The organism is Methylobacterium sp. R2-1 (genome assembly GCF_014191355.1).
Classification (GTDB): domain Bacteria; phylum Pseudomonadota; class Alphaproteobacteria; order Rhizobiales; family Beijerinckiaceae; genus Methylobacterium.
The window spans coordinates 118,778-140,347 of the sequence record NZ_JACHWM010000001.1 but is presented as its reverse complement, the minus strand read 5'-3'; the positions used below and the strand labels follow the sequence as shown (position 1 = coordinate 140,347).

Here is a 21,570-nt window from a genome sequence, read left to right as displayed (position 1 = left end):
CGCCCGGAACGGGCAGTGCCGCCCGGCTCTTCGGCTGACTTGTGCCGACAGCTCACGATGGAGCCGGACGCAACGGTCTATGTCTTCGATCAGTTATCCGTGCGAGACAACGCTTCAGCAGATCAGGACTGATGATGAGCGGCCCCGACACCTCGCCCGAAAAGCTTTCTGACAGCCCACCGCTGCCGGAATCTGTTCGCGACCATCTCGGTCACGAACTGCGCGGCGTCCTCACCGAGGCGGCTCCCGAGCCGCGTTTCCTCGGCGACGAACCATCCGTACCGGAAAAGTTCGAGCCACAGATCCGCCGGCTCGAGACGCGGCTGAAGACGCACGAGGAAGGTACGGAAGCCGTCGAACAGGCGCTTGATCGGATCCTCGATGCCTTCGGCGTCGCCCCTGACGAGAACGAGGGCAGGAAGTAGGACCGCTCAGGCCTTTCGTACCGCCAGCAGATCCCGGATTTCGGCCAGCAGCTTCACCTCGGCCGGCACATCTGCCTCGGGCTTCGGCTTGGCTTCTTCCTTAGACTTCAAGGTATTGATAGCCCGAATCACGATGAACAGCACGAAGGCGATGATGGTGAAGTTCACCGCCAGCGTCAGGAACTGGCCGTAGCCGATCACTGCGCCGACTTTCTTCGCCTCGGCGTAGGGCATGCCTGTCTGTACCTTCGACGACAGCGGGATGTAGTAGTTCGAGAAATCGAGGCCGCCGGTGATTGCGCCGATGATCGGCATGATCACGTCTTGAACCAGCGAATTGACGATCGCACCGAACGCCGCGCCGATGATCACGCCGACGGCGAGATCGACCACGTTGCCACGCAACGCAAACTTCTTGAACTCTTCCAGCATGCAGGGCCTCCTTCGACGGCGTCTCGAACAGAACGCGCCGCCTCCGAAGCTATGCCGGAGGCCGCAGCTGCCAAGAGGATGCCCCCGGTCGTCGTGACCCGACCAACTGATCACGGCCGGATTCGTGCGGTGGCCTCCGATCTCCCGACGCGCCACACGCACGAGCCGGTGCATGGAAGCCTTCACGGCCAAGCCAAAAGTAGATTGAGGCATGCCTCAATTGTCAGCCACCTCGATTCGCAGCGAAGCCAGTCTTTGAGAAAACTTTGGAAACAAATCGATTAGCTTTGCAGGCAGACTGGTCGGCAGCTGCGCTCGGATAGGCGCTTCTCGGCACCGTTTAGGATTAGTTCATTTTTAAATTGCTACCGAGTGATGGCTACTCACATCGCTCCTGCCTTTGCCGAGGTACCACTTCGGATGCCTGACGAACCGCCTTGCCACATGTTGCCGAAAGATCCCGGGTCAGACCGGGATGAACCGGCAAAGACTGTCACCGGGCACCTGACCCTCGCTCTGCGCGACTACTTCGATCTCGCCAGCCAAGCGCCCCTCCCCGGCCGACTTGCCGAGCTTCTGCAACATTTCGAGGCCGCGCTCACGGTTCATGGCGGGAAGGTCGAGACCCTCTTCCGCGACGATCTCGTGAAGGCGCTTCCGATGCTGCGCACCTTCGCGATCTCACTCACCGCGAACCCGACCCGAGCCGACGACCTCGTTCAGGAGACCATGGTCAAGGCCTGGGCGAATCGCGAACGGTTCACGCCGGGCACGAACTTCACGGCATGGCTCTTCACCATCCTGCGCAACCAGTTCTACACGGAGGTGCGCAAGGGACGGCGCGAAGTGGAGGACGCCGATGGCGTTCACGCCAGCACGCTCACAGCCCATCCCGATCAGGAGCACGCGGCGGGCCTGCGGATGGTGATGAATCTGATCGGCACGCTGCCGCTGCCGCAGCGGCAGGCGCTCTTGCTCGTGGGCGCCGAGGGCTTCACCTACGAGGAGGCGGCCGAACGGCTCGGCTGCCAGGTCGGCACGGTCAAGAGCCGTGTCAGCCGGGCCCGTGCCTTCTTGATCGACTCTTTTGACGGATTGCCCGACGGAATGGCGGCGCGGGCCTGACCCGCACCGTCGTGACGATCAGACGTCGAGATTGGCCACGCTCAGCGCGTTCTCCTGGATGAACTCGCGGCGCGGCTCGACCACGTCGCCCATCAGCTTGACGAACAGGTCGTCGGCGTCGGTCGTATCCTTGACCTTCACCTGCAAGAGCGAGCGCACGTCGCGGTCGAGGGTCGTTTCCCAGAGTTGCTGTGCGGTCATCTCGCCCAGACCCTTATAGCGCTGGAGTTGGAGACCCTTGCGGCCGAACGCCATCACCGCCTCGAACAGGCCGACGGGCCCGTAGAATTCGGTTTCGTCTCCCTTGCGGGAGAGCGTCACCGGCTCCTCGTAGATCTCACGCAAGGTCTCCGCCCGCTCGGCGAGACGACGTGCCTCCTGCGAGGCGAGCAGAGTCGCGTCGAGGGTAGCGACCTGCGTCACGCTGCGAAGCGTCCGGCTGAAGACGTAACCGCCCTCGGCGGCCGCACCGGTCCAGCCCCGCTCGATCTCGTCAGCGATGCGATCGAGACGCTTGGCGGTGCGATCGGCCAGAACCTCAGCCTCACCCAGGTTCTCTGCAACATCCTTGGCGAATGCGCCGGCCAAAACCGCCTGTTCGACCACAGGGCGGTCGTAGCGGGTGTGAAGTCCGTTCAGGATGCCCCGGAAGGAGCGAGCCTCCTCCACCAGCGTCTTGAGCTGCGCACCGCCGAACTCGGTGCCCGAGGCAAGCCGCAGCACGGCACCCTCGACGCCCTGGTCGATCAAGTAATCCTCCAGCGCCCGCTCGTCCTTCAGGTAGAGGGAGCGCCGACCGCGCTCGGCTTTGTAGAGCGGCGGCTGGGCGATGTAGAGGTGTCCGCGCTCGATGATCTCCGGCATCTGCCGGAAGAAGAACGTCAGCAGGAGGGTGCGGATGTGCGAGCCGTCCACGTCCGCATCAGTCATGATGATGATGCGGTGGTAGCGCAGCTTGTCCGGATTGAAACCCTCGCGATCGGTCGATGAGCGGCCGATCCCGGCGCCGAGCGCGGTGATCAACGTGCCGATCTCGGCCGACGACAGCATCCGGTCGGCGCGCACCCGCTCGACGTTGAGGATCTTTCCGCGCAAGGGAAGGACCGCCTGGAAGGTGCGGTCACGGCCCTGCTTGGCCGAACCGCCGGCCGAGTCGCCCTCCACCAGCAGGATCTCGCACTTGGTCGGGTCGCGCTCCTGGCAATCCGCGAGCTTGCCGGGCAGAGAGGCGATGTCGAGCGCCCCCTTGCGGGTGATGGTCTCGCGCGCCTTGCGCGCGGCCTCGCGGGCGGCTGCCGCGAGCACGACCTTGCCCATCACGGACCGGGCCTGGGCCGGATTCTCTTCGAGCCACGTCGAGAGCCCCTCGTTGAGGATGTTCTCGACCGCCGGCCGGACCTCGGACGAGACGAGCTTGTCCTTGGTCTGAGAGGAGAATTTCGGATCCGGCACCTGCACGGAGATGACGGCGGTCAGCCCCTCGCGGCAATCGTCGCCGGTGAGCGAGACCTTCTCTCTCTTGGCGACGCCGGAGGATTCGGCGTAGCCGGTCACCTGGCGCGTCAGGGCGGCGCGGAAGCCCGCCATGTGAGTGCCGCCGTCGCGCTGCGGGATGTTGTTGGTGAAGGGCAGCACGGTTTCGTTGAAGGAGTCGTTCCACCAGAACGCCACCTCGACGCGGATGCCGTCGCGCTCACCGAGCACGGTCACGGGCTTGGTCATGCCCTCGACCGGTTTGCGCGAGCGGTCGAGATAGCGCACGAACGCCTCGATGCCGCCCTCGTAGCAGAGCTCTTCCCGCTTGTGCTCGGCGTGGCGCGCGTCGGTGAGCACGATGCGCACGCCCGAGTTGAGGAAGGCGAGTTCGCGCAGGCGCTTTTCCAGCGTTGCGTAATCGAACTCCGTCATCGTGAAGGTTTCAGTCGAGGGCAGGAACGTCACCTCAGTGCCGCGCCGGTCGCCGGCGGGCCCCACGACCTCAAGCGGCGCCACCGCGTCGCCGTGGCGGAACTCCATGCGGTGTTCCTTGCCGCCGCGCCAGATCCGCAGCTTCAGGCTGGTCGAGAGCGCGTTGACGACCGAGACGCCGACGCCGTGCAGGCCGCCCGAGACCTTGTAGGAGTTCTGGTCGAACTTACCGCCGGCATGGAGCTGGGTCATGATGACCTCGGCGGCAGAAACCCCTTCCTCCTTGTGGATGTCGGTGGGGATGCCGCGGCCGTTGTCGGAGACCGTGCAGGACCCGTCGGGGTTCAACGTCACGGTGACGAGGTCGGCGTGGCCGGCCAGCGCCTCGTCGATGGCGTTGTCCACCACCTCGTAGATCATGTGGTGAAGGCCGGAGCCGTCGTCAGTATCGCCGATATACATGCCGGGCCGCTTGCGCACGGCATCCAGGCCCTTCAGCACGCGGATCGATTCCGCGCCGTAGCTGTCGGCGTGTTCAGTGTTCGGGGAGTCAGCCATGAAATTCCTCGGGCAGGCGGCTCGTGAGCCCTTTTTCGAGCCCGGACGGGCCGGGCATGCCTGCTATCTCCGTCTTGTTCCCATATAGGCGTTCCCCCCTGATTTTGCATCGCTTTTCGCGTCGGGAAAGCGCCACCGCAACCCGATTTTGACGCGGTTCCGTTAAACTCCCGTTAGGCTCGCCGACCAATCGGCCAGATCCGGATCGGATCACCCGAGGCAGGCGTGAGACAGGTGTGCGCGAGGGCGGTCACCCCTGCAGGAATGGGTTGGTCAACCGCTCCTGCCCAAGCGTCCCGGTCGGTCCGTGGCCAGGAATGAAGGCGACGTCGTCGCCGAGCGGCAAGACCTTCTCCTTGATCATCTGGATCAGTTGCTCGTGGCTGCCGCCGGGGAGATCGGTGCGGCCGACCGAGCCTTGGAATACTACGTCGCCGACCAGGGCGAAGCGGGCGTCGCGGCTCATGAACACGACGCTGCCGGGAGAGTGGCCCGGGGCGTGCCAGATGTCGAAGGTGAGGCCGCCGACTGCGACGCTGTCACCCTCGCTGAGCCAGCGGTCCGGCGTGACAACACGGGCACCGTCGAGGCCGTAATTCGCACCCGTCTCGGGCAGGGAATCGAGCAGGAACTTGTCCGCCTCGTGCGGCCCCTCGACGGGGACGCCGAGCCGCTCCTTCAACTCGGCGGCGCCGCCGGCATGATCGATATGGCCGTGAGTGAGCAGGATCTTCTCGACCTTGACGCCCTGCGAGCGGATGGCCGCCTCGATCCGGTCCAGGTCGCCGCCGGGATCGACCACGGCGCCGACCTTGGTGGCCTCGTCCCAGATCAGGGTGCAGTTCTGCTGGAACGGGGTCACCGGGATGATCGCGGCGCGGGGCGTGGCGGGCATGCGGACTCGGCAAATTGAGGAGGTCGTGTTCGGTTCTAGACCGTCGCGCCGGGAAGCGCCAATGCGCGGCGACTCAGCCCGCAGCCCTCACCGATCATACGGGATCGGGCGCGGCCGGCCCGCCTCGTCGATGGCGACGAAGGTGAAGGTCGCCTCGGTCACCTTCTCGCGGAACTGCGTTTGGAAGCGCCGGGCCCAGGCTTCGAGATGGATCTTCATCGAGGTGCGCCCGACGTGGCCGATCCGGGTGTAGACGCACAACACGTCCCCGACCCGCACCGGCCGGATGAAGGTCATCGCATCGACGGCCACCGTCACGACCCGCCCCTGCGCCCGCTCGACCCCGGCAATGCCGCCGGCCTGGTCCATCTGCGACAGCACCCAGCCGCCGAAGATGTCGCCGTTGGCGTTGGTATCGGCGGGCATGGCGATGGTGCGCACGGTCAGATCGCCGATAGGATGGGTCTCTCCCACATCGACCGTCTGTGTCATCGATCCCCCCTGTGCCGCCGATTCGACGATGCGTTGAGCGACAGCCAAGCACGGCCAAAGGTCCCGCGCCAGAGGCGGGGAGAGTGTCCGTCAGGGCATCAGGCCGAGAAGCTCCAGCCCGGCGGCGAGGAAGATCGCCGCGGCGCAGACGAACAGCTCCAGGGGAATATCCTGCCAGGAAACGGTGCGTGGGGGCGCAATCGCGCGCCGCTGCCGCGTCACGAGATCGATCATGGGGCGTCCTCCGGAGCGGCCCGTCTCACGCGGGCCCACTCGCTCGAATACCATCCTACATCCGCTCAAGGCTTTTCGGAAAGCACCGGACTGTATCCCGCAGGCGTATGCGTGAACGCGAAGAAGCCCGAAGCGGCGACGCTCCGGGCTTCTTTGTCAAACGGTCGCTCCGGTTAGCCGATGGGTTCGCCCGATCGGTCCGATGACCTTAGTAGTAGAAACGGCGCGGGCCGTAGAAGCGCCGCGGACCGTAATACGGACGGCGGTAGTACGGGCGACGGTAGAACGGGCGCGGGCCGTAGAAGCGGCGACCGTAGTAGGGGCGCGGACCCCAGCCGCGGCGATAGTAGTACTGTGCCTTCTCGACAGTTGCGGGCGCGGTTTCGGTCATAAGTGCGGCCGACGGACCAACCGGGGCAGCCGAGGCACCCTGCGGAGCGACCGCGGCGAGGCCCAGGACCATCAGCGCGGCGATGAGGAGTTTCTTGAGCAAGTGGGCATTCCCTCTGCGGCAATCGCAAACGCGCACGCCGAAGGCGGCGCGCCGCGGGAGCGAGAACGCACGAAGGCTCCAAACGGTTGCGCGGGAAAGTAACGCCGACCGGTCGGGCGAGCCGAGTCAGGCGATCTTCGTCGTCATGTCGACGATGGAGGCCTCGCCGCTGTTCTTCACCAGCGCGATGCCGCGCTCGCAATCCTCGCGGCGCATGTAGCCCTCGCCGGAATCGGCGATGACGTTGCCGTTCTGGACACGCAGGCGCCAGCGCCACTGTCCGCCCGCGTCGCGATAGAGTTCGTAGCGCATCCCGCCTGTCTCCTGCCGGACCGCACTTCGAACGAGCACGGCGCGGGATAGAACGCATCCCGCGCCGAAAGGATCGCTTCAGATCAGATCGCTTGTGATCGCTTGGCGATCAGGAGCGCGGCGCGCGGTCGAGCCAACCGATGGCCCGGCCGCCCTCGCCGCCGGAGCGCGCGGGGCGTCCATCGCGGCGACCATCGTTCGGACGGCCGCCCTGGGGACGAGCGCCCTGGGGGCGAGCTCCCTGCGGACGCGCCTCGCCGGCCCGCTCGGGGCGGCGCTGGTCCGACCGCTGACCATCAGCACGCGGGGCAGCGGCGCGCTGGTCCTGGCGGTGGCCCGGCTGGCCGCCGGGGCGTCCGCCGCGGGCCTCGTGAGCGCGCGGCTCGCCGCGTCCCTCACCACCCTGGCCGCGACTGCCGCCCGGGCGTCCCTGGCGATGGCCGGGGCGACCCTGCGGCTGGCGCGGCGGACGGCGTGCCTCCTCGGCAGCATTGTCCTGCGCCTCCTGGCGGCTCGGCGGCACGAAGCCCTCGGGGAAGCCGGCAACCGGCACCTTCTGGCGCGTTGTCCGCTCGATGTCGCGCAGGTAGGCGCGCTCCTCGTCGTTGCAGAACGAGATCGCCTGACCTTCCGCCCCGGCGCGAGCCGTGCGGCCGATGCGGTGGACGTAGCTCTCCGGCACGTTCGGCAGGTCGTAGTTCACGACATGGGTGACGCCGTCGACATCGATGCCGCGCGCGGCGATGTCGGTGGCCACGAGCACGCGGCAGGAGCCGTCGCGGAAGGCGGCGAGCGCCCGCTCGCGCTGCGGCTGGCTCTTGTTGCCGTGGATCGCCGCACTGACGACGCCGGCCTTGTCGAGACCGCGCACGACCCGGTCGGCACCGTGCTTGGTCCGGGTGAAGACGAGCACGCGCTCGATCTTCGGATCGCGCAGGACGTGGTTGAGCAGGGCCTGCTTGGCGCCGGTGTGGCAGAAGATGACCTGCTGATCGACGCGCTCGGCGGTGGTCGCCACCGGGGTGACCGCGACCTGCACCGGGTTGCTGAGGTACTGGTCGGCGAGGCCGGCGATGTTCTTCGGCATGGTGGCCGAGAAGAACAGGCTCTGGCGACGCGCCGGCAGCATCTTCACGATCCGCTTGAGCGCGTGGATGAAGCCGAGGTCGAGCATCTGGTCGGCCTCGTCGAGGACGAGGATCTCGACGCCCTCCAGCGTCAGCGCGCGGCGATCGACGAGGTCGATGAGCCGGCCCGGGGTGGCGACGAGGATATCGACGCCCGGCGCGATCGCCCGCTCCTGGCGGCTGATGGTCACGCCGCCGAACACGACGGTGTTGGTGTAGGGCAGGTGCCGGCCGTAATCGGAGAAGCTCTCGGCGATCTGGCTCGCCAGCTCGCGGGTCGGCGAGAGCACGAGCACGCGGCAACCGCGACGCGGCGCGCGGCGGTTATCGAGCGACAGGCGGTGCAGGATCGGCAGGGCGAAGGCGGCAGTCTTGCCGGTGCCGGTCTGGGCGATGCCGCAGAGGTCGCGGCCCTCCATCGCCGGCGGAACCGCCTGCGCCTGGATCGGGGTCGGCGTGACGTAGCCGGCCTCTTCCAGCGCGCGGAGCACGGGCTGAGCGAGGCCGAAATCAGTGAATTGGGTCAAGTCGGTACTTTCAAGGCAGCGGAACCTGCGATCCGGCACAATGCGCTCGGAAAAGGAATGAGGTCCGTCAGTCCGGGAGGCTGCCCGCGTGATGGGGCGGCCTGGGGTGCATGCACGTTGAAGAGAGGGGCCGGGGCGCGACCTTGATAAGGCGCGAACCGTCACGCAGCCCCCTCAAGCGACCCCGTGTGGCCGCTGACGCTGCAGGTGCGATATGCGACGTTGCACCTGCGAAGTCAATGCGCGATGCCTGCATCCGATCGCATTCAATGCAGAGGTGTGGGCCACTCGCGCGCTCTCCGGAACGTGGTCAAGGGTTGCCCCAAATCGGGCTTCAGCCACCGCGATGGGTGGGCCGTCAGATCCGCCCATTATGCCGGCGCCGAACCATGAAGACCGCGGGATGCCTTCCCACGATCCAAGAAGATCGTAGATCACATCAAATATCAATATTGAAAACTTAGCCGTTATTTTCAGACGACCAACAAAATATAATAACGAGTTTGTGAGATCAAAAAATTCGCGGGGGCGGGAACATCATCAATCCTGCATCGGATGCCCGATTGGCGGTTTGAAAGCCGTTTGGGCAGGAGATGTGCAATGGCGACGATTACGGGAACGAACGTAGACAATGTTCTTGCCGGGACACCGGACGCCGACATCATTCTCGGCCTTCTCGGGAACGACGTCATAACGGATCCGGGTGGTTTCAATCGGATCGACGGGCAGGATGGAAACGACACCATTACGGGTGGCAACGATCTCGATTACATCGCGGGCGGCCCCGGGAACGACACGATCTTCGGCGCGAATGGCTTCGATCAGATCATCGGTGAGGCCGGCAACGACACGATCTACGGCCAGGATGGCGATGATTACGCGGCCGGCAATCCTGGTGACGACGCGCTCTACGGAGGCCTCGGAAACGACTTCCTCGTTGGCGAGGCGGGCATCGATCTCGTCGTCGGCGATGAGGGCAACGACTTCGTCGCCGGCGGCGACGACAACGATACCGTCCGTGGTGGAGACGGCGACGACCTCGTCGACGGCGATCTTGGAAACGACGCGCTGTTCGGCGACGCGGGCAACGACGTGGTCTTCGGCGACTACGGCGACGATAGGATGTCAGGCGGTTCGGGCACCAACACGCTCGACGGCGCGCTCGGCACCGACACTGCGGTTTTCGCCTTCAACTTCGCCGATGCCGGTGTCACGTCGGCCGGCACCCGGTCCGTGATCACCGGCTTGGATTCGACAGACACTGTAAAGAACACGGAAATCTTCCAATTTGCCGACCGCTCCATTGTTCAGGGCGACGGCAATGCCCTGGTGGATGACCTGTTCTACCTGAGCCAATACAAGGATGTTTTCAACAACGGCAACGACGCCGAGCAGCACTTCCGCGATTTCGGCTGGAAGGAAGGCCGCGACCCGAACGCCTTCTTCGACACGAAGGGCTACCTGGCGGCCTATAAGGATGTCGCGGCGGCCGGCATCAACCCGCTCGAGCATTACCTGACCTACGGCTGGAAAGAGGGGCGCGATCCCTCGGCTCAGTTCGACACCAAACAATACCTGGCGGCGTACGGGGACGTTGCGGCAGCCGGCATCAATCCTCTGCAGCACTACCTGGAATACGGCGCCGTCGAAGGACGCTCGACTTTCGGCGACGGCACCTTCGCCTGACGAATCCGTCACGGCACGAGATGAAACGATCCGGCGGTGCCGCCGGATCGTCGTCGGCAGCACGAGCCCCGGCGCGCACACCGCGTCGGGGGTTTATGCATCACACATTCACCCTTCGTCGAACCGGCTCATCCGGAACACTTCCACACCCGCTCCATCGATCACCCGCACCGCCTCCGCTGCCGTTCCGGAGCGCTGCGGAACACGGGCTCGCGCGAACAGCCGCCGCGCCCGTTCCTCGGCCCCCTCCCGGCTCGACGTCCTCACAGAGATCCGCTGCTGAACGCCCCCCGGTGCATCGGCCTCCTCGGGGCCGAGCACCTCGATGTGATAGGTCTCTCGCACGTCGCTTCGTATCCTCGCCTCTCCGCATGGGGCTTACCCGAAGATCGGGCTGGCCGCAGGCCTGTGAAAGGCCTCGGACGAGCGGGACCCGGTGACGCGGAGGTTTCCGCTTCCCGGCCTTGCCGAATTCCCGCCAATGCCGGATGTGGTGTCTTCCCCGCGAGTACGCGCACAGGCGAGGACATTCATGACCGCATCGCCCTTCGTCACGGTGGACTGGCTGCACCAGCGCCTCAGCGCGCCGGACATCGTCGTACTGGACGCCTCCTGGTACCTGCCGGCGCAGGGGCGCGACGCGGAGGCTGAGTATCGCGCCGCCCACATCCCCGGTGCGATCCGCTTCGACCTCGACGCGATGAGCGACACCGGGTCGCCACTTCCCCACATGCTGCCGCGGCCCGAGGTGTTCTCCTCGAAGATGCGTGCGCTCGGCGTCGGCGATGGGGCGCAGGTCGTCGTCTATGACGGGATGGGTCTGTTCTCGGCGCCGCGGGTACGCTGGATGCTCCAGACCTTCGGCATGCACGACGTCAAAATCCTGGAAGGCGGCATGCCCGCCTGGGTCGCGGCGGGCTATCCGACCGAGGATGGCGAAGGCCGTCCGCGCGATCGGCGACACTTCACCGCGCGGCTCGACAACGGCGCCGTAGCGGACGCGGGTGACGTCTCCCGCGCGCTGGCCAATGGCTCGGCTCAGGTGGTCGATGCCCGCTCCGGTCCCCGCTTCCGCGGTGAGGAGGCGGAGCCGCGCCCCGGCGTACGCCCAGGCCATATGCCTGGCGCCAGGAATCTGCACTACGCCGCGCTCCAGGCGAATGGCCGGCTGCGGGACGAGGCCTCGCTGCGCGCGGCGATCGCGGAAGCCGGGGTCGACCTCGATCGCCCCGTCATCACCACCTGCGGCTCGGGCGTCACCGCGGCCATCGTCGCGCTGGCCCTCGAGACGTTGGGCAAGGAGCCGCGGGCGCTCTACGACGGCTCGTGGTCAGAATGGGGCGCTGACCCCGCCCGTCCCGTCGAGACCGGCCCCGCCTGACGGTCGGACCGGCCCCTTTTCGGTCGGTGCATTCCGGGGATTTCGGGCTGCGAGAGGACGACACAGCGTTAAAGGCCGGTTAAGAGGACGCGCATAAGCTTGGCCGAAGCCGGCTGCCGGGCGCCCGGTCGGGGTCATGGCGGCAATCCATGCGGCCCGTCTCGAAGGCTCGGAGGATACGGCTTGGGCAGGGGCCCCGAACGCTGGCAGCTCTATCGCCTGCTCGGTCGTGAAATCGTCCGCGCGGTTCGCGAGCGGACGGCGCGGCTCACGGCGCGGCCCGAGATCCTCACCCGCGCCCGGGTGACCGGTCTCGTCATCGCCCCGCACGATCTGCGCACCAGCGACGCCTCGCTCGCCGACGACATCTATTCCGGCCTGTTCGTCTTCGCCGGCCGCTCGCTGGTGGTGAGCGGGCGCTCCCCCTTCGATTACGATCCCCCCTCCCCCGAATGGGCGGATGCGCTCTACGGCTTCGGCTGGCTGCGCCACCTGCGCGCCGCCGACACGGCACTCGCCCGCGCCAACGCCCGGGCCTTCGTCTCGGACTTCATGAACGGGCGGGGCGAGGCCGCCCGCGCCAGCCCGGTGCCGGTGGCGTCGCGACGGCTGATCTCGTTCCTGTGCCAGTCGCCGCTGGTGCTGGAGGGCGCCGACCACGCCTTCTACCAAGCCTTCCTCAAGGCCGTCGGAAAGGGTGCGCGGGAGCTGGAACGCTCGCTGCGCCGCTCGGCGCCGCCGCAGTCGCGCCTGCTCGCGGCGGTGGCGTTGACCTATGCCGGACTCTGCTGCGAGGGCATCGAGCCGATCCTGCGCCGGGCGACCCGCATCCTCGTGCGCGAACTCGATACGCAAATCCTGCCCGACGGCGGCCACCGCTCGCGCGATCCGCGCTTCGCGATGGAATTGCTGCTCGATCTGCTGCCCCTTCGCCAGAGCTTCCTCAGCCGCAGCGTCGATCCCCCCGAAGCCCTCCTACGTGCGGTCGATCGGATGCTGCCGGCCCTGCGCCTGCTGCGCCACGGCGACGCCTCGCTCAGCCACTTCAACGGCATGGGGGTCACGGCGGCCGACCATCTCGCCACGCTCCTGGTCTATGACGGGTCGGGCACCGAGCCGCTGATGTACGCCTCCCATTCCGGCTATGCCCGGATGGAAACGGGTCGTGTCGTCATGGTCTGCGACGTCGGCGCGCCGCCGCCGATGGACCAGTCGCGCGACGCCTCCGCCGGGTGTCTCTCCTTCGAGCTGACGAGCGGCGCGCAGCGCATCATCGTCAATTGCGGCGCTCCCGCGAGCGGCGGCGAGTTGCGCCGGGCAGCGCGCAGCACCGCCGCGCATTCGACGGCGACGGTCGCCGACACCTCCTCCTGCCGCTTCCTCGACGAACCGGAAGATTGGTGGATCGGCCGGCTCGCCGCGCGCTGGCTTCTGGCGCGCCGCGGGCCCGTGGTGCTGCGCGGTCCCGGCCCCGTCGCAGTTGAGCGGCGCACGGAGAACGGGGCGGCCGTCCTCGCCGCCCGCCATGACGGCTACGTCGTCGAATTCGGCATCCTGCACGAGCGCCGTTGGCGCCTCTCCAGCGGCCCGGTGCGGCTTGAAGGTGAGGACGCCTTCCGTCGTGAAGGCAAGCCGCGCGCGCGTCCCCAACCGGTCGCGGTGCGCTTTCATCTCCACACCGCCGTCGCCGCCCAACCCCAGGAGGACGGCAGCGTTACTCTGGTCCTGCCGGCCGGTGAGCGCTGGCGCTTCTCCGCGGAGGGCGCGACAGCGGCAATCGAGGAGAGCGTCTACTTCGCGGGCGTCGTCGGCGCGCGGCGGACCGCGCAGATCGTCCTGCACCTGTCGGTCGACGAAGACATTCTGGTGCGCTGGCGGATCGAACAGGTCTGACAGCCGAGTCATGCTGCGGTTGAGACAACCGCTTCCGCACTCGGACATCACCGTGTCCAACTGGCCGCCCCTGTCGGTTCCGTGCTACCGCGCGCGCGAATTCCTCACTCGACGACACAGGCCATACCCATGCCGCGCGACCAGATCCGGGTCACCCGCGCCCTCCTCTCCGTCTCGGATAAGACCGGACTCACGGACTTCGCCGCGGCGCTGAGCCGGCGCGGCGTCGAACTGGTCTCGACGGGCGGCACCCACCGCACACTGTCGGAGGCGGGGCTGGCTGTCCGGGAAGTGTCTGAGCTGACACGCTTTCCCGAGATGATGGACGGCCGGGTGAAGACGCTCCATCCGGCGGTCCACGGCGGATTGCTCGCGGTGCGCGACAATCCCGAGCATCAGGCGGCGCTCGCAGCGCATGGCATCGGCGCGATCGACCTGCTCGTGGTCAACCTCTATCCATTCGAGGAGACGCTAAAGGCCGGCAAGGCCTACGACGACTGCGTCGAGAATATCGATGTCGGCGGCCCTGCCATGATCCGCGCGGCAGCCAAGAACCACAGCGACGTCGCCGTGGTGGTCGATGTGTCGGACTACGCGGCCATCCTCGCCGAGCTCGCTGCCCAGGACGGCCGGCTCACCGCCGCGACCCGCCGCCGGCTCGCGCAGAAGGCATTTTCCCGGACCGCCTCCTACGACGCGGCCATCGCCAATTGGCTCGCCAAGGTCGAGGGAAGCGATGAGGCCCCGACCTTCAAGGCCTTGGGCGGAACCCTCGCGCAGGGCCTTCGCTACGGCGAGAACCCGCATCAGTCAGCCGCCTTCTACCGCCTGCCCGGCACCTTGCGTCCCGGTATCGCCACCGCCCGGCAGGTCCAAGGCAAGGAACTGTCCTACAACAACCTCAACGACACCGACGCGGCCTACGAATGTGTCGCCGAGTTCGACCCCGCCCGCACGGCGGCGGTCGCGATCATCAAGCATGCCAATCCCTGCGGCGTGGCGGAAGGCGCAACCCTGCTGGACGCCTACGAGCGGGCGCTCGCCTGCGACCCGACCTCGGCCTTCGGCGGCATCGTCGCCCTCAATCGCCCCCTCGATGCGGATGCGGCGCGCAAGATCGTGGAGATCTTCACCGAGGTCATCATCGCCCCCGACGCCTCCGAGGAGGCCAGGGCGATCATCGGCGCCAAGAAGAACCTCCGGCTCCTGCTCGCTGGCGGCCTCGCCGATCCGCGGGCGAAGGGCGAGACCGTCCGCACCGTCGCGGGCGGCTTCCTAGTCCAGGGCCGGGATGCCCTGAGCGTGGACGAGATGGACCTGAAGGTGGTGACCAAGCGTGCTCCGAGCGAGGCCGAACTCGCCGACATGCGCTTCGCCTATCGGGTGGCCAAGCATGTGAAGTCGAACGCCATCGTCTACGCCAAGGGCAGTGCCACCGTCGGCATCGGTGCCGGGCAGATGTCGCGGGTCGATTCCTCGATCACCGCCGCGCGGAAAGCCGCGGAAGCGGCGCAGCGCCTCGGGCTGCCCGAGACCCTCGCCAAGGGTTCGGCGGTGGCGTCCGACGCCTTCTTCCCCTTCGCCGACGGCTTGCTCGCCGCGGCGGAAGCCGGAGCCACCGCCGTGATCCAACCTGGCGGTTCGATGCGCGACGACGAGGTGATCCGGGCCGCCGACGAGGCGGGGCTCGCCATGGTGTTCACCGGCGTGCGCCACTTCCGGCACTGAAGCGGCACGCTCGGCACGTCCATCGACGGGGCAAGACGGTTTCCGGAATGAAAAAGGCCCCGCCGCGAGGCGGGGCCTTTTCCGTATGGGCCAGTCAGACCCGAAAACCTCAGGCCAGGATATCCCGGTCCTTGGTCTCGGGAATGAAGATCAGGCCAATCACGAAGGTGAAGAGCGCGATCACGATCGGGTACCAGAGGCCGAAATAGATGTCGCCGGTCTGAGCCACCATGGCGAAGGCGGTGGCGGGCAGAAGGCCGCCGAACCAGCCATTGCCGATGTGGTAGGGAAGCGACATCGAGGTGTAGCGGATTCGGGTCGGGAACAGCTCCACCAGCGCGGCGGCGATCGGGCCGTAGACCATCGTCACGTAGAGGACGAGGATCGTCAGGATACCGACGACCGCGAGCTTCTGACCCGTGAAGATGTCGACCGGGTTCGAGGCCTTGATCACCGTGGGGTTGGACGTCGCCGACGGATAGCCCGCCTCGGTCAGCGCCGCGGGCACCGCCTTCGAGAAGCTTGGATCGGCGACGGGGAAATCCTTGCCGTTGATGCTGACCACGGTTGGCGTGCCGGCCGGCTGGTTCTCGGTGGTGTAGTTCACGGCGGAGCGGGCGAGCAGCGCCTTGGCGACGTCGCACTCCTTGGTGAACTTGGCGGTGCCGACCGGATTGAACTGGAACGAGCAGTCGTCCTTGTTCGTCTTCACCACCACCGGCACGCTCGCCTGAGCCGCGTGCAGGGCCGGGTTGGCCTGGGCGGTCAGAAGGTTGAACAGCGGGAAGTAGGTGAGCGCCGCGATGAGGCAGCCGCCGAGGATGATCGGCTTGCGGCCGATCCGGTCCGAGAGGCTGCCGAAGAACAGGAAGCCTCCGGTTGCCAGGATCAGCGACCAAGCGATCATGATGTTGGCCGTGAACTGATCGACCTTCAGGATGCTCTGCAGGAAGAACAGCGCGTAGAACTGGCCGGTGTACCAGACCACGGCCTGGCCGGCGGTGAGGCCGAGCAGGGCCAGCAGCGCCCATTTGGCGTTCTTCCACTGGCCGAAGGCCTCGGAAAGCGGTGCCTTGGAGTGGGTGCCCTCTTCCTTCATCTTCTTGAAGGCCGGGCTCTCCTGCATCTGCAGGCGGATCCAGACCGAGATGGCGAGCAGCACCACCGAGACGAGGAACGGAATGCGCCAGCCCCAGACTTGGAAGGCGGTCAGCGTGGTCGTGGTGCCGTCCGCATTGGTCACCGTGGTGGCCGGATAGGCGCTGTTCACGTAACCCTGCGTCGACAGGATGATGATCAGCGAGAGCAGCAGGCCGAGCGTCGCCGTCGTCTGGATGAAGGCGGTGTAGAAGCCGCGCCGTCCGGCCGGGGCGTGCTCGGCCACGTAGACCGCCGCGCCGCCGTACTCGCCGCCGAGCGCGAGGCCCTGGAGCATGCGCAGGGCCAGCAGCGTCACGGGCGCGATCCAGCCCACGTTGTAGGCCGCGAGCGTCGAGTAGGACGGCAGCAGGCCGACCGCAAAGGTCGAAATGCCCATGATCAGGATGGTGACGAGGAAGGTGTACTTGCGACCGACCATGTCGCCGAGCCGGCCGAACACTAGGGCACCGAAGGGGCGCACGAGGAAGCCCGCGGCGAAGGCCAACAGCGCGAAGATGTTGCGGGTCGCCTCGGGATAGGCGGAGAAGAACTGCGCGCCGATGATCGCGGCGAGCGAGCCGTAGAGATAGAAATCGTACCACTCGAAAACGGTCCCGAGTGAGGAGGCCATGATGACCTTCTTCTCACCGGCAGTCATCGGCCTGACTGCGTCCCCGGACCGCGCTACTGCGGTTGCCCCAGCCATCTTCGTCGTTCCTCCAGATCACACGTGCGCGGGCGTCCGATTCGCCGGCTTCAACCCATTTCCATGCGCCCGGCGCATGCGCATGCTCGTGTTACCGCATGCCTTGAAACCGCCCAATAGGTAAATCGCGGTGAAAGATGCGTAGTTGACAGAATTTGCGCCGCTGTAGCGAGCGTGGACTGAGAGAACGCAAAAAGGGCGCAGCCTCGACGGCTGCGCCCTCCGGGGCTGGTCTGTGCGGGGGCTCAGTGCGCGTGGGCGCCCGAGGCTCCGATGCCGGTCTCAGAGCGGACGAACTGGGCATCGAAAGCGGCCCGCTCGCGGTCGCCCCGACGGGTCCTGTCGATCTTCGAGACGGCCCAGATCGTCAGGAACGCCAGCGGCATCGAGAACAGGGCTGGGTTCGCGTAGGGGAACAGGGCCACCGGATGACCGAAGGTCTTCACCCAGACCGCGTCGGACAGCACCACCATCACCACCGCCGCCACGAGCCCGACGAGACCGCCGATGAGGGCACCCCAGGTCGTGGTGCCGCGCCAGAGGATCGACATGGCCAGAACGGGGAAGTTGCAGCTCGCCGCCACCGAAAAGGCGAGTCCGACCATGAAGGCGACGTTCTGGTTCTCGAAGACGTAGCCGAGGTAGATCGCCACGATGCCGATACCGACGGCGGAGGCCTTGGAGAGGTTCACCTCCGCCTGCTCCGTGGTCCGCCCGCGGGCGAAGACCTGAGCGTAGAGGTCGTGGCTGATCGCCGACGCGCCGGCGAGCGTCAGGCCTGCCACCACCGCGAGGATCGTCGCGAAGGCCACCGCCGAGATGAAGCCGAGGAAGTACGGCCCACCCACGGCGTTGGCGAGGTTCACGGCCACCATGTTGGTGCCGCCGATCATGTCCTTGATCTTGTCGTAGGTCGTGCCGTCCGTGCCGAGCTTGAAGTAGCTAGGGTCGGACATCAGCAGAGCGATACCTCCGAAGCCGATGATGAAGGTGAGGATGTAGAAATAGCCGATCAGGCCGGTGGCATAGAACACCGACTTACGCGCGGCCTGAGCGTCCGACACCGTGAAGAAGCGCATCAGGATGTGCGGCAGACCCGCGGTGCCGAACATCAGGCCGACGCCGAGCGAGAGCGAGTCGATCGGGTTCGAGACGAGACCGCCGGGTGCCATGATGGCGTCGCCCTTCGGATGTGTCTGCACGGCGGTCGCGAACAGCTTCTCCGGGCTGAAGCCGTACTTGTAGAGCACCGCGCCGGCCATGAAGGTCGCGCCGCCCAGAAGCAGGCAGGCCTTGATGACCTGCACCCAGGTCGTCGCCTTCATGCCGCCGAAGGCGACGTAGATGATCATCAGCGCACCGACGATGACCACCGCGTAGAGGTAGGGCAGACCGAACAGGAGCTGGATCAGCTTCCCCGCGCCGACCATCTGCGCGATCAGGTAGAACGCCACCACGACGAGGGTGCCGGTGGCCGAGATGATGCGGATCGAGGTCTGGTCGAGGCGGAAGCTCGCGACGTCGGCGAAGGTGAACTTGCCGAGGTTGCGCAGCCGCTCGGCGATCAGGAACAGCACGATCGGCCAGCCGACGAGGAACCCCGTCGAGTAGATCAGGCCGTCGAAGCCCGAGGAATAGACGAGCCCCGAAATGCCGAGGAAGGACGCCGCCGACATGTAGTCGCCGGCAATCGCCAGGGCGTTCGTGCGCGCGGAGATGCCGCCGCCGGCCGCGTAGAAGTCGGCCGCCGACTTCGAGCCCTTCGCCGCCCGGTAGGTGATCCCGAGGGTGAACAGCACGAAGAACAGGAACATGAAGATCGCCGGCCAGTTCGTGGCCTGCTGCTGAACGGCACCGATGTCCGGGCCGGCGGCGAGCGCCGAAACGGGGCCGAGCCCGAGGCCTGCGCCGAGAAGGGAGACGAGGCGGATCATTTGGCGAGGCTCCGGATGAGGTCGGCCGAGAGCCGGTCGTAGCGGGTGTTGGCGCGGGCGACGTAGATGCCCGTCAGCACGAAGGCGAAGACGATGACGAACATGCCCATGTAGAAGCTGAGCGAGGCCGTGCCGCCGACCTTGGTGGCGAGCAGCGCCTTGTCGAAGGCGATGAGGCCGATGAAGCCGAAATAGACCACGAGCATCAGGCCGGTAAGAATCCAGCCGAAGCGCGTGCGCTCGTGAACCAGAGTCTTGAAGGTGGGGTGCTCGGCGATGCGGTCGAGCCGGTGATCGGGCTCGGGCATGTCGAGGGCTCCCCCCCCGTGAAGCGTGCGGGCATCCGACGTCACGGACGGCCCCCCCGTCTGTATGGTGCTCATGAATCTCCTCCCGCACGATCCTGATCCGGCGCCGCGACGGGCCGGGGATCGGCTATTTATTCTGTGATCATGACGACGAAGGCATGGACGTTCACCCCGTCGCAGGCAGGGACCGGAGCACCCGAGGCGGGCGTCCGGCACGGCGGGTCCAGGCAGATGGGCCATGCCCGAAAAGGCTCCGGCCGCGCGAGGCGGCCGGATTTGTCGTGATCCGCGCTCAGGCCGATCGGTTCTGCCGGTTCTCGATCAGATCATCGACCACGGCCGGCTCAGCCAACGTCGAGGTGTCACCGAGCGAGCCGAAATCGTCCTCGGCGATCTTGCGCAGGATGCGACGCATGATCTTGCCGGAGCGGGTCTTGGGCAGGCCGGGGGCGAACTGGATCAGGTCGGGCGAAGCAATCGGGCCGATATCCTTACGGACCCAGGTTACGAGTTCCTTGCGCAGCTCGTCCGTGCCCTCCTCGCCCTCGTTGAGGGTGACATAGGCGTAGATGCCCTGGCCCTTCACGTTGTGCGGATAGCCGACAACCGCGGCCTCCGAGACTTTCGGATGCGCGACGAGCGAGGACTCGACTTCGGCCGTGCCCATGCGGTGGCCGGAGACGTTGATGACGTCGTCGACGCGACCGGTGATCCAGTAATAACCGTCGGCGTCGCGGCGGGCACCGTCACCGGTGAAGTAAAGGTCCTTGTAAGTCGAGAAGTAGGTCTGCTCGAAGCGCTCGTGATCGCCGTAGACGGTGCGCATCTGGCCGGGCCAGCTCTCCTTGATGCAAAGGTTGCCCTCGCAGGCGCCGTCGAGCTCACGTCCCTCGGCATCGACCATGACCGGTTGCACTCCGAAGAACGGCCGCGTCGCCGAGCCGGGCTTGAGCTTGGTCGCGCCGGGCAGCGGAGTGATGAGGATACCGCCGGTCTCGGTCTGCCACCACGTATCGACGATGGAGCAACGGGAGTCACCGACGACGCGGTAATACCAGTCCCAGGCTTCCGGGTTGATCGGCTCGCCGACCGAGCCCAGCACCCGCAGCGAAGCACGCGAGGTCTTCTTCACCGGCCCCTCGCCGCCGCCCATCAGCGAGCGGATCGCGGTCGGTGCGGTGTAGAAGATGTTGACCTTGTGCTTGTCGATGACTTCCCAGAAGCGGGAGTTCGACGGGTAGGTCGGGATGCCCTCGAACATCAGCGTGGTCGCGCCGTTCGCCAGCGGTCCGTAGACGATGTAGCTGTGACCGGTGACCCAACCCACGTCAGCCGTGCACCAGTAGAGGTCGCCGTCGTGGTAGTCGAACACGTACTGGTGGGTCATCGAGGCATAGACGAGATAGCCGCCGGTGGTGTGCACGACGCCCTTCGGCTGGCCGGTCGAGCCCGAGGTGTAGAGGATGAAGAGCGGGTGCTCCGCCTCCACGGCCTCAGCCGGGCACTCGTCCGTCACTTGCTCGGCGGCTTCGTGGTAGTAGACGTCGCGGCCCGGCTCCATCGCCACGTTGCCGCCGGTGCGCTTCACCACGATGACGTGGTCCACGAGATCCTTGTCGAGGCGCTTGATCGCCTCGTCGACATTGGCCTTGAGCGGCACCTTGCGCCCGCCGCGCAGGCCCTCATCGGCGGTGATGACGAGCTTCGAGCCGCAGCCCTTGATCCGGCTCGCGAGCGAGTCCGGCGAGAAGCCGCCGAAGACGATGGCGTGAATGGCCCCGAGCCGCGCACAGGCCAGCATCGCATAGGCGGCCTCAGGGATCATCGGCAGGTAGAGCGTGACGCGGTCGCCCTTGCCGACGCCGCGGTTGCGCAGGACGTTGGCCATCCGGCACACTTCCGCATGCAACTGCCGGTAGGTGATGTGCTTCGACTCGTTGGGATCGTCACCCTCCCAGATGATCGCGGTCTGGTCGCCGCGGGTCTCGAGATGACGGTCGATGCAGTTGAATGCGACGTTGGTCTTTCCGTCCTCGAACCACTTGATCGAGACGTTGCCCGGCGCGAAGCTCGTATTCTTGACTTTGCTGAACGGCGTCGACCAATCAATCCGCTTGCCGTGCTCGGCCCAGAACGCGTCAGGATCGGAGACGGAAGCCGCATACATCTCCTTGTATTTGGCGTCGTCGATCAGAGCCCGGTCCCGCCAGGCATCCTGAACGTCAATGACCTTCTCGCTCATTTGGTTTCTTCCCTGCCGGTGCCC

At 66.6% G+C, this 21,570-nt stretch carries 19 protein-coding genes; 6 read left to right on the top strand and 13 right to left on the bottom strand.

The genetic code is table 11. The annotated features are described in order from the left end of the window. Positions 1-134: 134 nt before the first annotated feature. Entirely contained in the window at positions 135-425 is a 291-nt protein-coding gene (locus FHU13_RS00645) for a hypothetical protein (RefSeq protein ID WP_183433937.1), read from the top strand. A 6-nt stretch (positions 426-431) separates the two neighbouring features. Here the strand turns inward: FHU13_RS00645 and mscL are convergent, their stop codons facing one another. Continuing rightward, on the bottom strand, positions 432-857 hold the full coding sequence (gene mscL, locus FHU13_RS00640; RefSeq protein ID WP_183433936.1) for a large conductance mechanosensitive channel protein MscL: 426 nt from the start codon (positions 855-857) through the stop codon (positions 432-434). Between the two features lie 420 nt (positions 858-1,277). On the opposite strand from mscL, the gene FHU13_RS00635 reads away from it, so the two are divergent. After that, positions 1,278-1,982, top strand: coding sequence for a sigma-70 family RNA polymerase sigma factor (locus FHU13_RS00635; protein WP_183433935.1), 705 nt, complete (start codon positions 1,278-1,280; stop codon positions 1,980-1,982). A gap of 18 nt (positions 1,983-2,000) precedes the next feature. Here the strand turns inward: FHU13_RS00635 and gyrB are convergent, their stop codons facing one another. The 7 genes from gyrB to FHU13_RS00600 form a co-directional block, all read right to left on the bottom strand. Next, on the bottom strand, positions 2,001-4,448 hold the full coding sequence (gyrB, locus tag FHU13_RS00630) for a DNA topoisomerase (ATP-hydrolyzing) subunit B (protein WP_183433934.1): 2,448 nt from the start codon (positions 4,446-4,448) through the stop codon (positions 2,001-2,003). Between the two features lie 250 nt (positions 4,449-4,698). Continuing rightward, complete coding sequence (locus tag FHU13_RS00625) at positions 4,699-5,343, bottom strand: MBL fold metallo-hydrolase (protein WP_183433933.1); 645 nt, start codon at positions 5,341-5,343, stop codon at positions 4,699-4,701. An 87-nt stretch (positions 5,344-5,430) separates the two neighbouring features. After that, the gene (locus FHU13_RS00620; protein ID WP_183433932.1) at positions 5,431-5,835 is read right to left on the bottom strand and encodes an acyl-CoA thioesterase; all 405 of its coding nucleotides are present in this window, start codon (positions 5,833-5,835) and stop codon (positions 5,431-5,433) included. Between the two features lie 90 nt (positions 5,836-5,925). Continuing rightward, positions 5,926-6,069 (bottom strand): hypothetical protein, encoded by a 144-nt coding sequence (locus tag FHU13_RS00615; RefSeq protein ID WP_183433931.1) that lies wholly within the window; start codon positions 6,067-6,069, stop codon positions 5,926-5,928. A gap of 208 nt (positions 6,070-6,277) precedes the next feature. Beyond that, positions 6,278-6,562 (bottom strand): hypothetical protein, encoded by a 285-nt coding sequence (locus FHU13_RS00610; protein WP_183433930.1) that lies wholly within the window; start codon positions 6,560-6,562, stop codon positions 6,278-6,280. Positions 6,563-6,688: 126 nt separating this feature from the next. Continuing rightward, positions 6,689-6,874 (bottom strand): DUF1508 domain-containing protein, encoded by a 186-nt coding sequence (locus tag FHU13_RS00605; RefSeq protein WP_183433929.1) that lies wholly within the window; start codon positions 6,872-6,874, stop codon positions 6,689-6,691. Between the two features lie 109 nt (positions 6,875-6,983). After that, positions 6,984-8,528: a DEAD/DEAH box helicase gene (locus tag FHU13_RS00600; RefSeq protein ID WP_183433928.1), complete on the bottom strand. Its 1,545-nt coding sequence runs from the start codon at positions 8,526-8,528 to the stop codon at positions 6,984-6,986. A 600-nt stretch (positions 8,529-9,128) separates the two neighbouring features. Between FHU13_RS00600 and FHU13_RS00595 the strand changes: the two genes are divergently transcribed. After that, positions 9,129-10,214, top strand: a complete 1,086-nt coding sequence (locus FHU13_RS00595; protein WP_183433927.1) for a calcium-binding protein — start codon at positions 9,129-9,131, stop codon at positions 10,212-10,214. Between the two features lie 108 nt (positions 10,215-10,322). On the opposite strand, the gene FHU13_RS00590 is transcribed toward FHU13_RS00595, so the two are convergent. Further along, a complete protein-coding gene (locus FHU13_RS00590; protein ID WP_096485507.1) occupies positions 10,323-10,559 on the bottom strand; it encodes a hypothetical protein in 237 nt (78 codons plus the stop codon). Between the two features lie 187 nt (positions 10,560-10,746). Between FHU13_RS00590 and sseA the strand changes: the two genes are divergently transcribed. From sseA to purH, 3 genes are all read left to right on the top strand, one after another. Then, positions 10,747-11,595, top strand: a complete 849-nt coding sequence (gene sseA, locus FHU13_RS00585; protein WP_183433926.1) for a 3-mercaptopyruvate sulfurtransferase — start codon at positions 10,747-10,749, stop codon at positions 11,593-11,595. Positions 11,596-11,778: 183 nt separating this feature from the next. Further along, positions 11,779-13,488, top strand: coding sequence for a heparinase II/III family protein (locus tag FHU13_RS00580; RefSeq protein ID WP_183433925.1), 1,710 nt, complete (start codon positions 11,779-11,781; stop codon positions 13,486-13,488). A gap of 129 nt (positions 13,489-13,617) precedes the next feature. Then, positions 13,618-15,216, top strand: a complete 1,599-nt coding sequence (gene purH, locus FHU13_RS00575; protein ID WP_183433924.1) for a bifunctional phosphoribosylaminoimidazolecarboxamide formyltransferase/IMP cyclohydrolase — start codon at positions 13,618-13,620, stop codon at positions 15,214-15,216. 109 nt (positions 15,217-15,325) lie between these two features. Here the strand turns inward: purH and FHU13_RS00570 are convergent, their stop codons facing one another. From FHU13_RS00570 to acs, 4 genes are all read right to left on the bottom strand, one after another. After that, the gene (locus FHU13_RS00570; RefSeq protein WP_183433923.1) at positions 15,326-17,062 is read right to left on the bottom strand and encodes an MFS transporter; all 1,737 of its coding nucleotides are present in this window, start codon (positions 17,060-17,062) and stop codon (positions 15,326-15,328) included. A gap of 245 nt (positions 17,063-17,307) precedes the next feature. Further along, positions 17,308-18,996: a cation acetate symporter gene (locus FHU13_RS00565; RefSeq protein WP_183433922.1), complete on the bottom strand. Its 1,689-nt coding sequence runs from the start codon at positions 18,994-18,996 to the stop codon at positions 17,308-17,310. Beyond that, positions 18,993-19,379, bottom strand: coding sequence for a DUF485 domain-containing protein (locus tag FHU13_RS00560; RefSeq protein ID WP_183433921.1), 387 nt, complete (start codon positions 19,377-19,379; stop codon positions 18,993-18,995). Before FHU13_RS00560 ends, FHU13_RS00565 begins: the two co-directional genes overlap by 4 nt. A gap of 217 nt (positions 19,380-19,596) precedes the next feature. Further along, on the bottom strand, positions 19,597-21,546 hold the full coding sequence (gene acs / locus FHU13_RS00555) for an acetate--CoA ligase (RefSeq protein WP_183433920.1): 1,950 nt from the start codon (positions 21,544-21,546) through the stop codon (positions 19,597-19,599). Positions 21,547-21,570 lie beyond the last annotated feature (24 nt).

Bases quoted from the DNA above. Each gene is read 5' to 3' on its own strand.
- FHU13_RS00645 (WP_183433937.1), top strand. From the start codon at position 135: ATGAGCGGCCCCGACACCTCGCCCGAAAAGCTTTCTGACAGCCCACCG.
- mscL (WP_183433936.1), bottom strand. From the start codon at position 857: ATGCTGGAAGAGTTCAAGAAGTTTGCGTTGCGTGGCAACGTGGTCGAT.
- FHU13_RS00635 (WP_183433935.1), top strand. From the start codon at position 1,278: ATGCCTGACGAACCGCCTTGCCACATGTTGCCGAAAGATCCCGGGTCA.
- gyrB (WP_183433934.1), bottom strand. From the start codon at position 4,448: ATGGCTGACTCCCCGAACACTGAACACGCCGACAGCTACGGCGCGGAA.
- FHU13_RS00625 (WP_183433933.1), bottom strand. From the start codon at position 5,343: ATGCCCGCCACGCCCCGCGCCGCGATCATCCCGGTGACCCCGTTCCAG.
- FHU13_RS00620 (WP_183433932.1), bottom strand. From the start codon at position 5,835: ATGACACAGACGGTCGATGTGGGAGAGACCCATCCTATCGGCGATCTG.
- FHU13_RS00615 (WP_183433931.1), bottom strand. From the start codon at position 6,069: ATGATCGATCTCGTGACGCGGCAGCGGCGCGCGATTGCGCCCCCACGC.
- FHU13_RS00605 (WP_183433929.1), bottom strand. From the start codon at position 6,874: ATGCGCTACGAACTCTATCGCGACGCGGGCGGACAGTGGCGCTGGCGC.
- FHU13_RS00595 (WP_183433927.1), top strand. From the start codon at position 9,129: ATGGCGACGATTACGGGAACGAACGTAGACAATGTTCTTGCCGGGACA.
- sseA (WP_183433926.1), top strand. From the start codon at position 10,747: ATGACCGCATCGCCCTTCGTCACGGTGGACTGGCTGCACCAGCGCCTC.
- purH (WP_183433924.1), top strand. From the start codon at position 13,618: ATGCCGCGCGACCAGATCCGGGTCACCCGCGCCCTCCTCTCCGTCTCG.
- FHU13_RS00570 (WP_183433923.1), bottom strand. From the start codon at position 17,062: ATGGCTGGGGCAACCGCAGTAGCGCGGTCCGGGGACGCAGTCAGGCCG.
- FHU13_RS00565 (WP_183433922.1), bottom strand. From the start codon at position 18,996: ATGATCCGCCTCGTCTCCCTTCTCGGCGCAGGCCTCGGGCTCGGCCCC.
- FHU13_RS00560 (WP_183433921.1), bottom strand. From the start codon at position 19,379: ATGAGCACCATACAGACGGGGGGGCCGTCCGTGACGTCGGATGCCCGC.
- acs (WP_183433920.1), bottom strand. From the start codon at position 21,546: ATGAGCGAGAAGGTCATTGACGTTCAGGATGCCTGGCGGGACCGGGCT.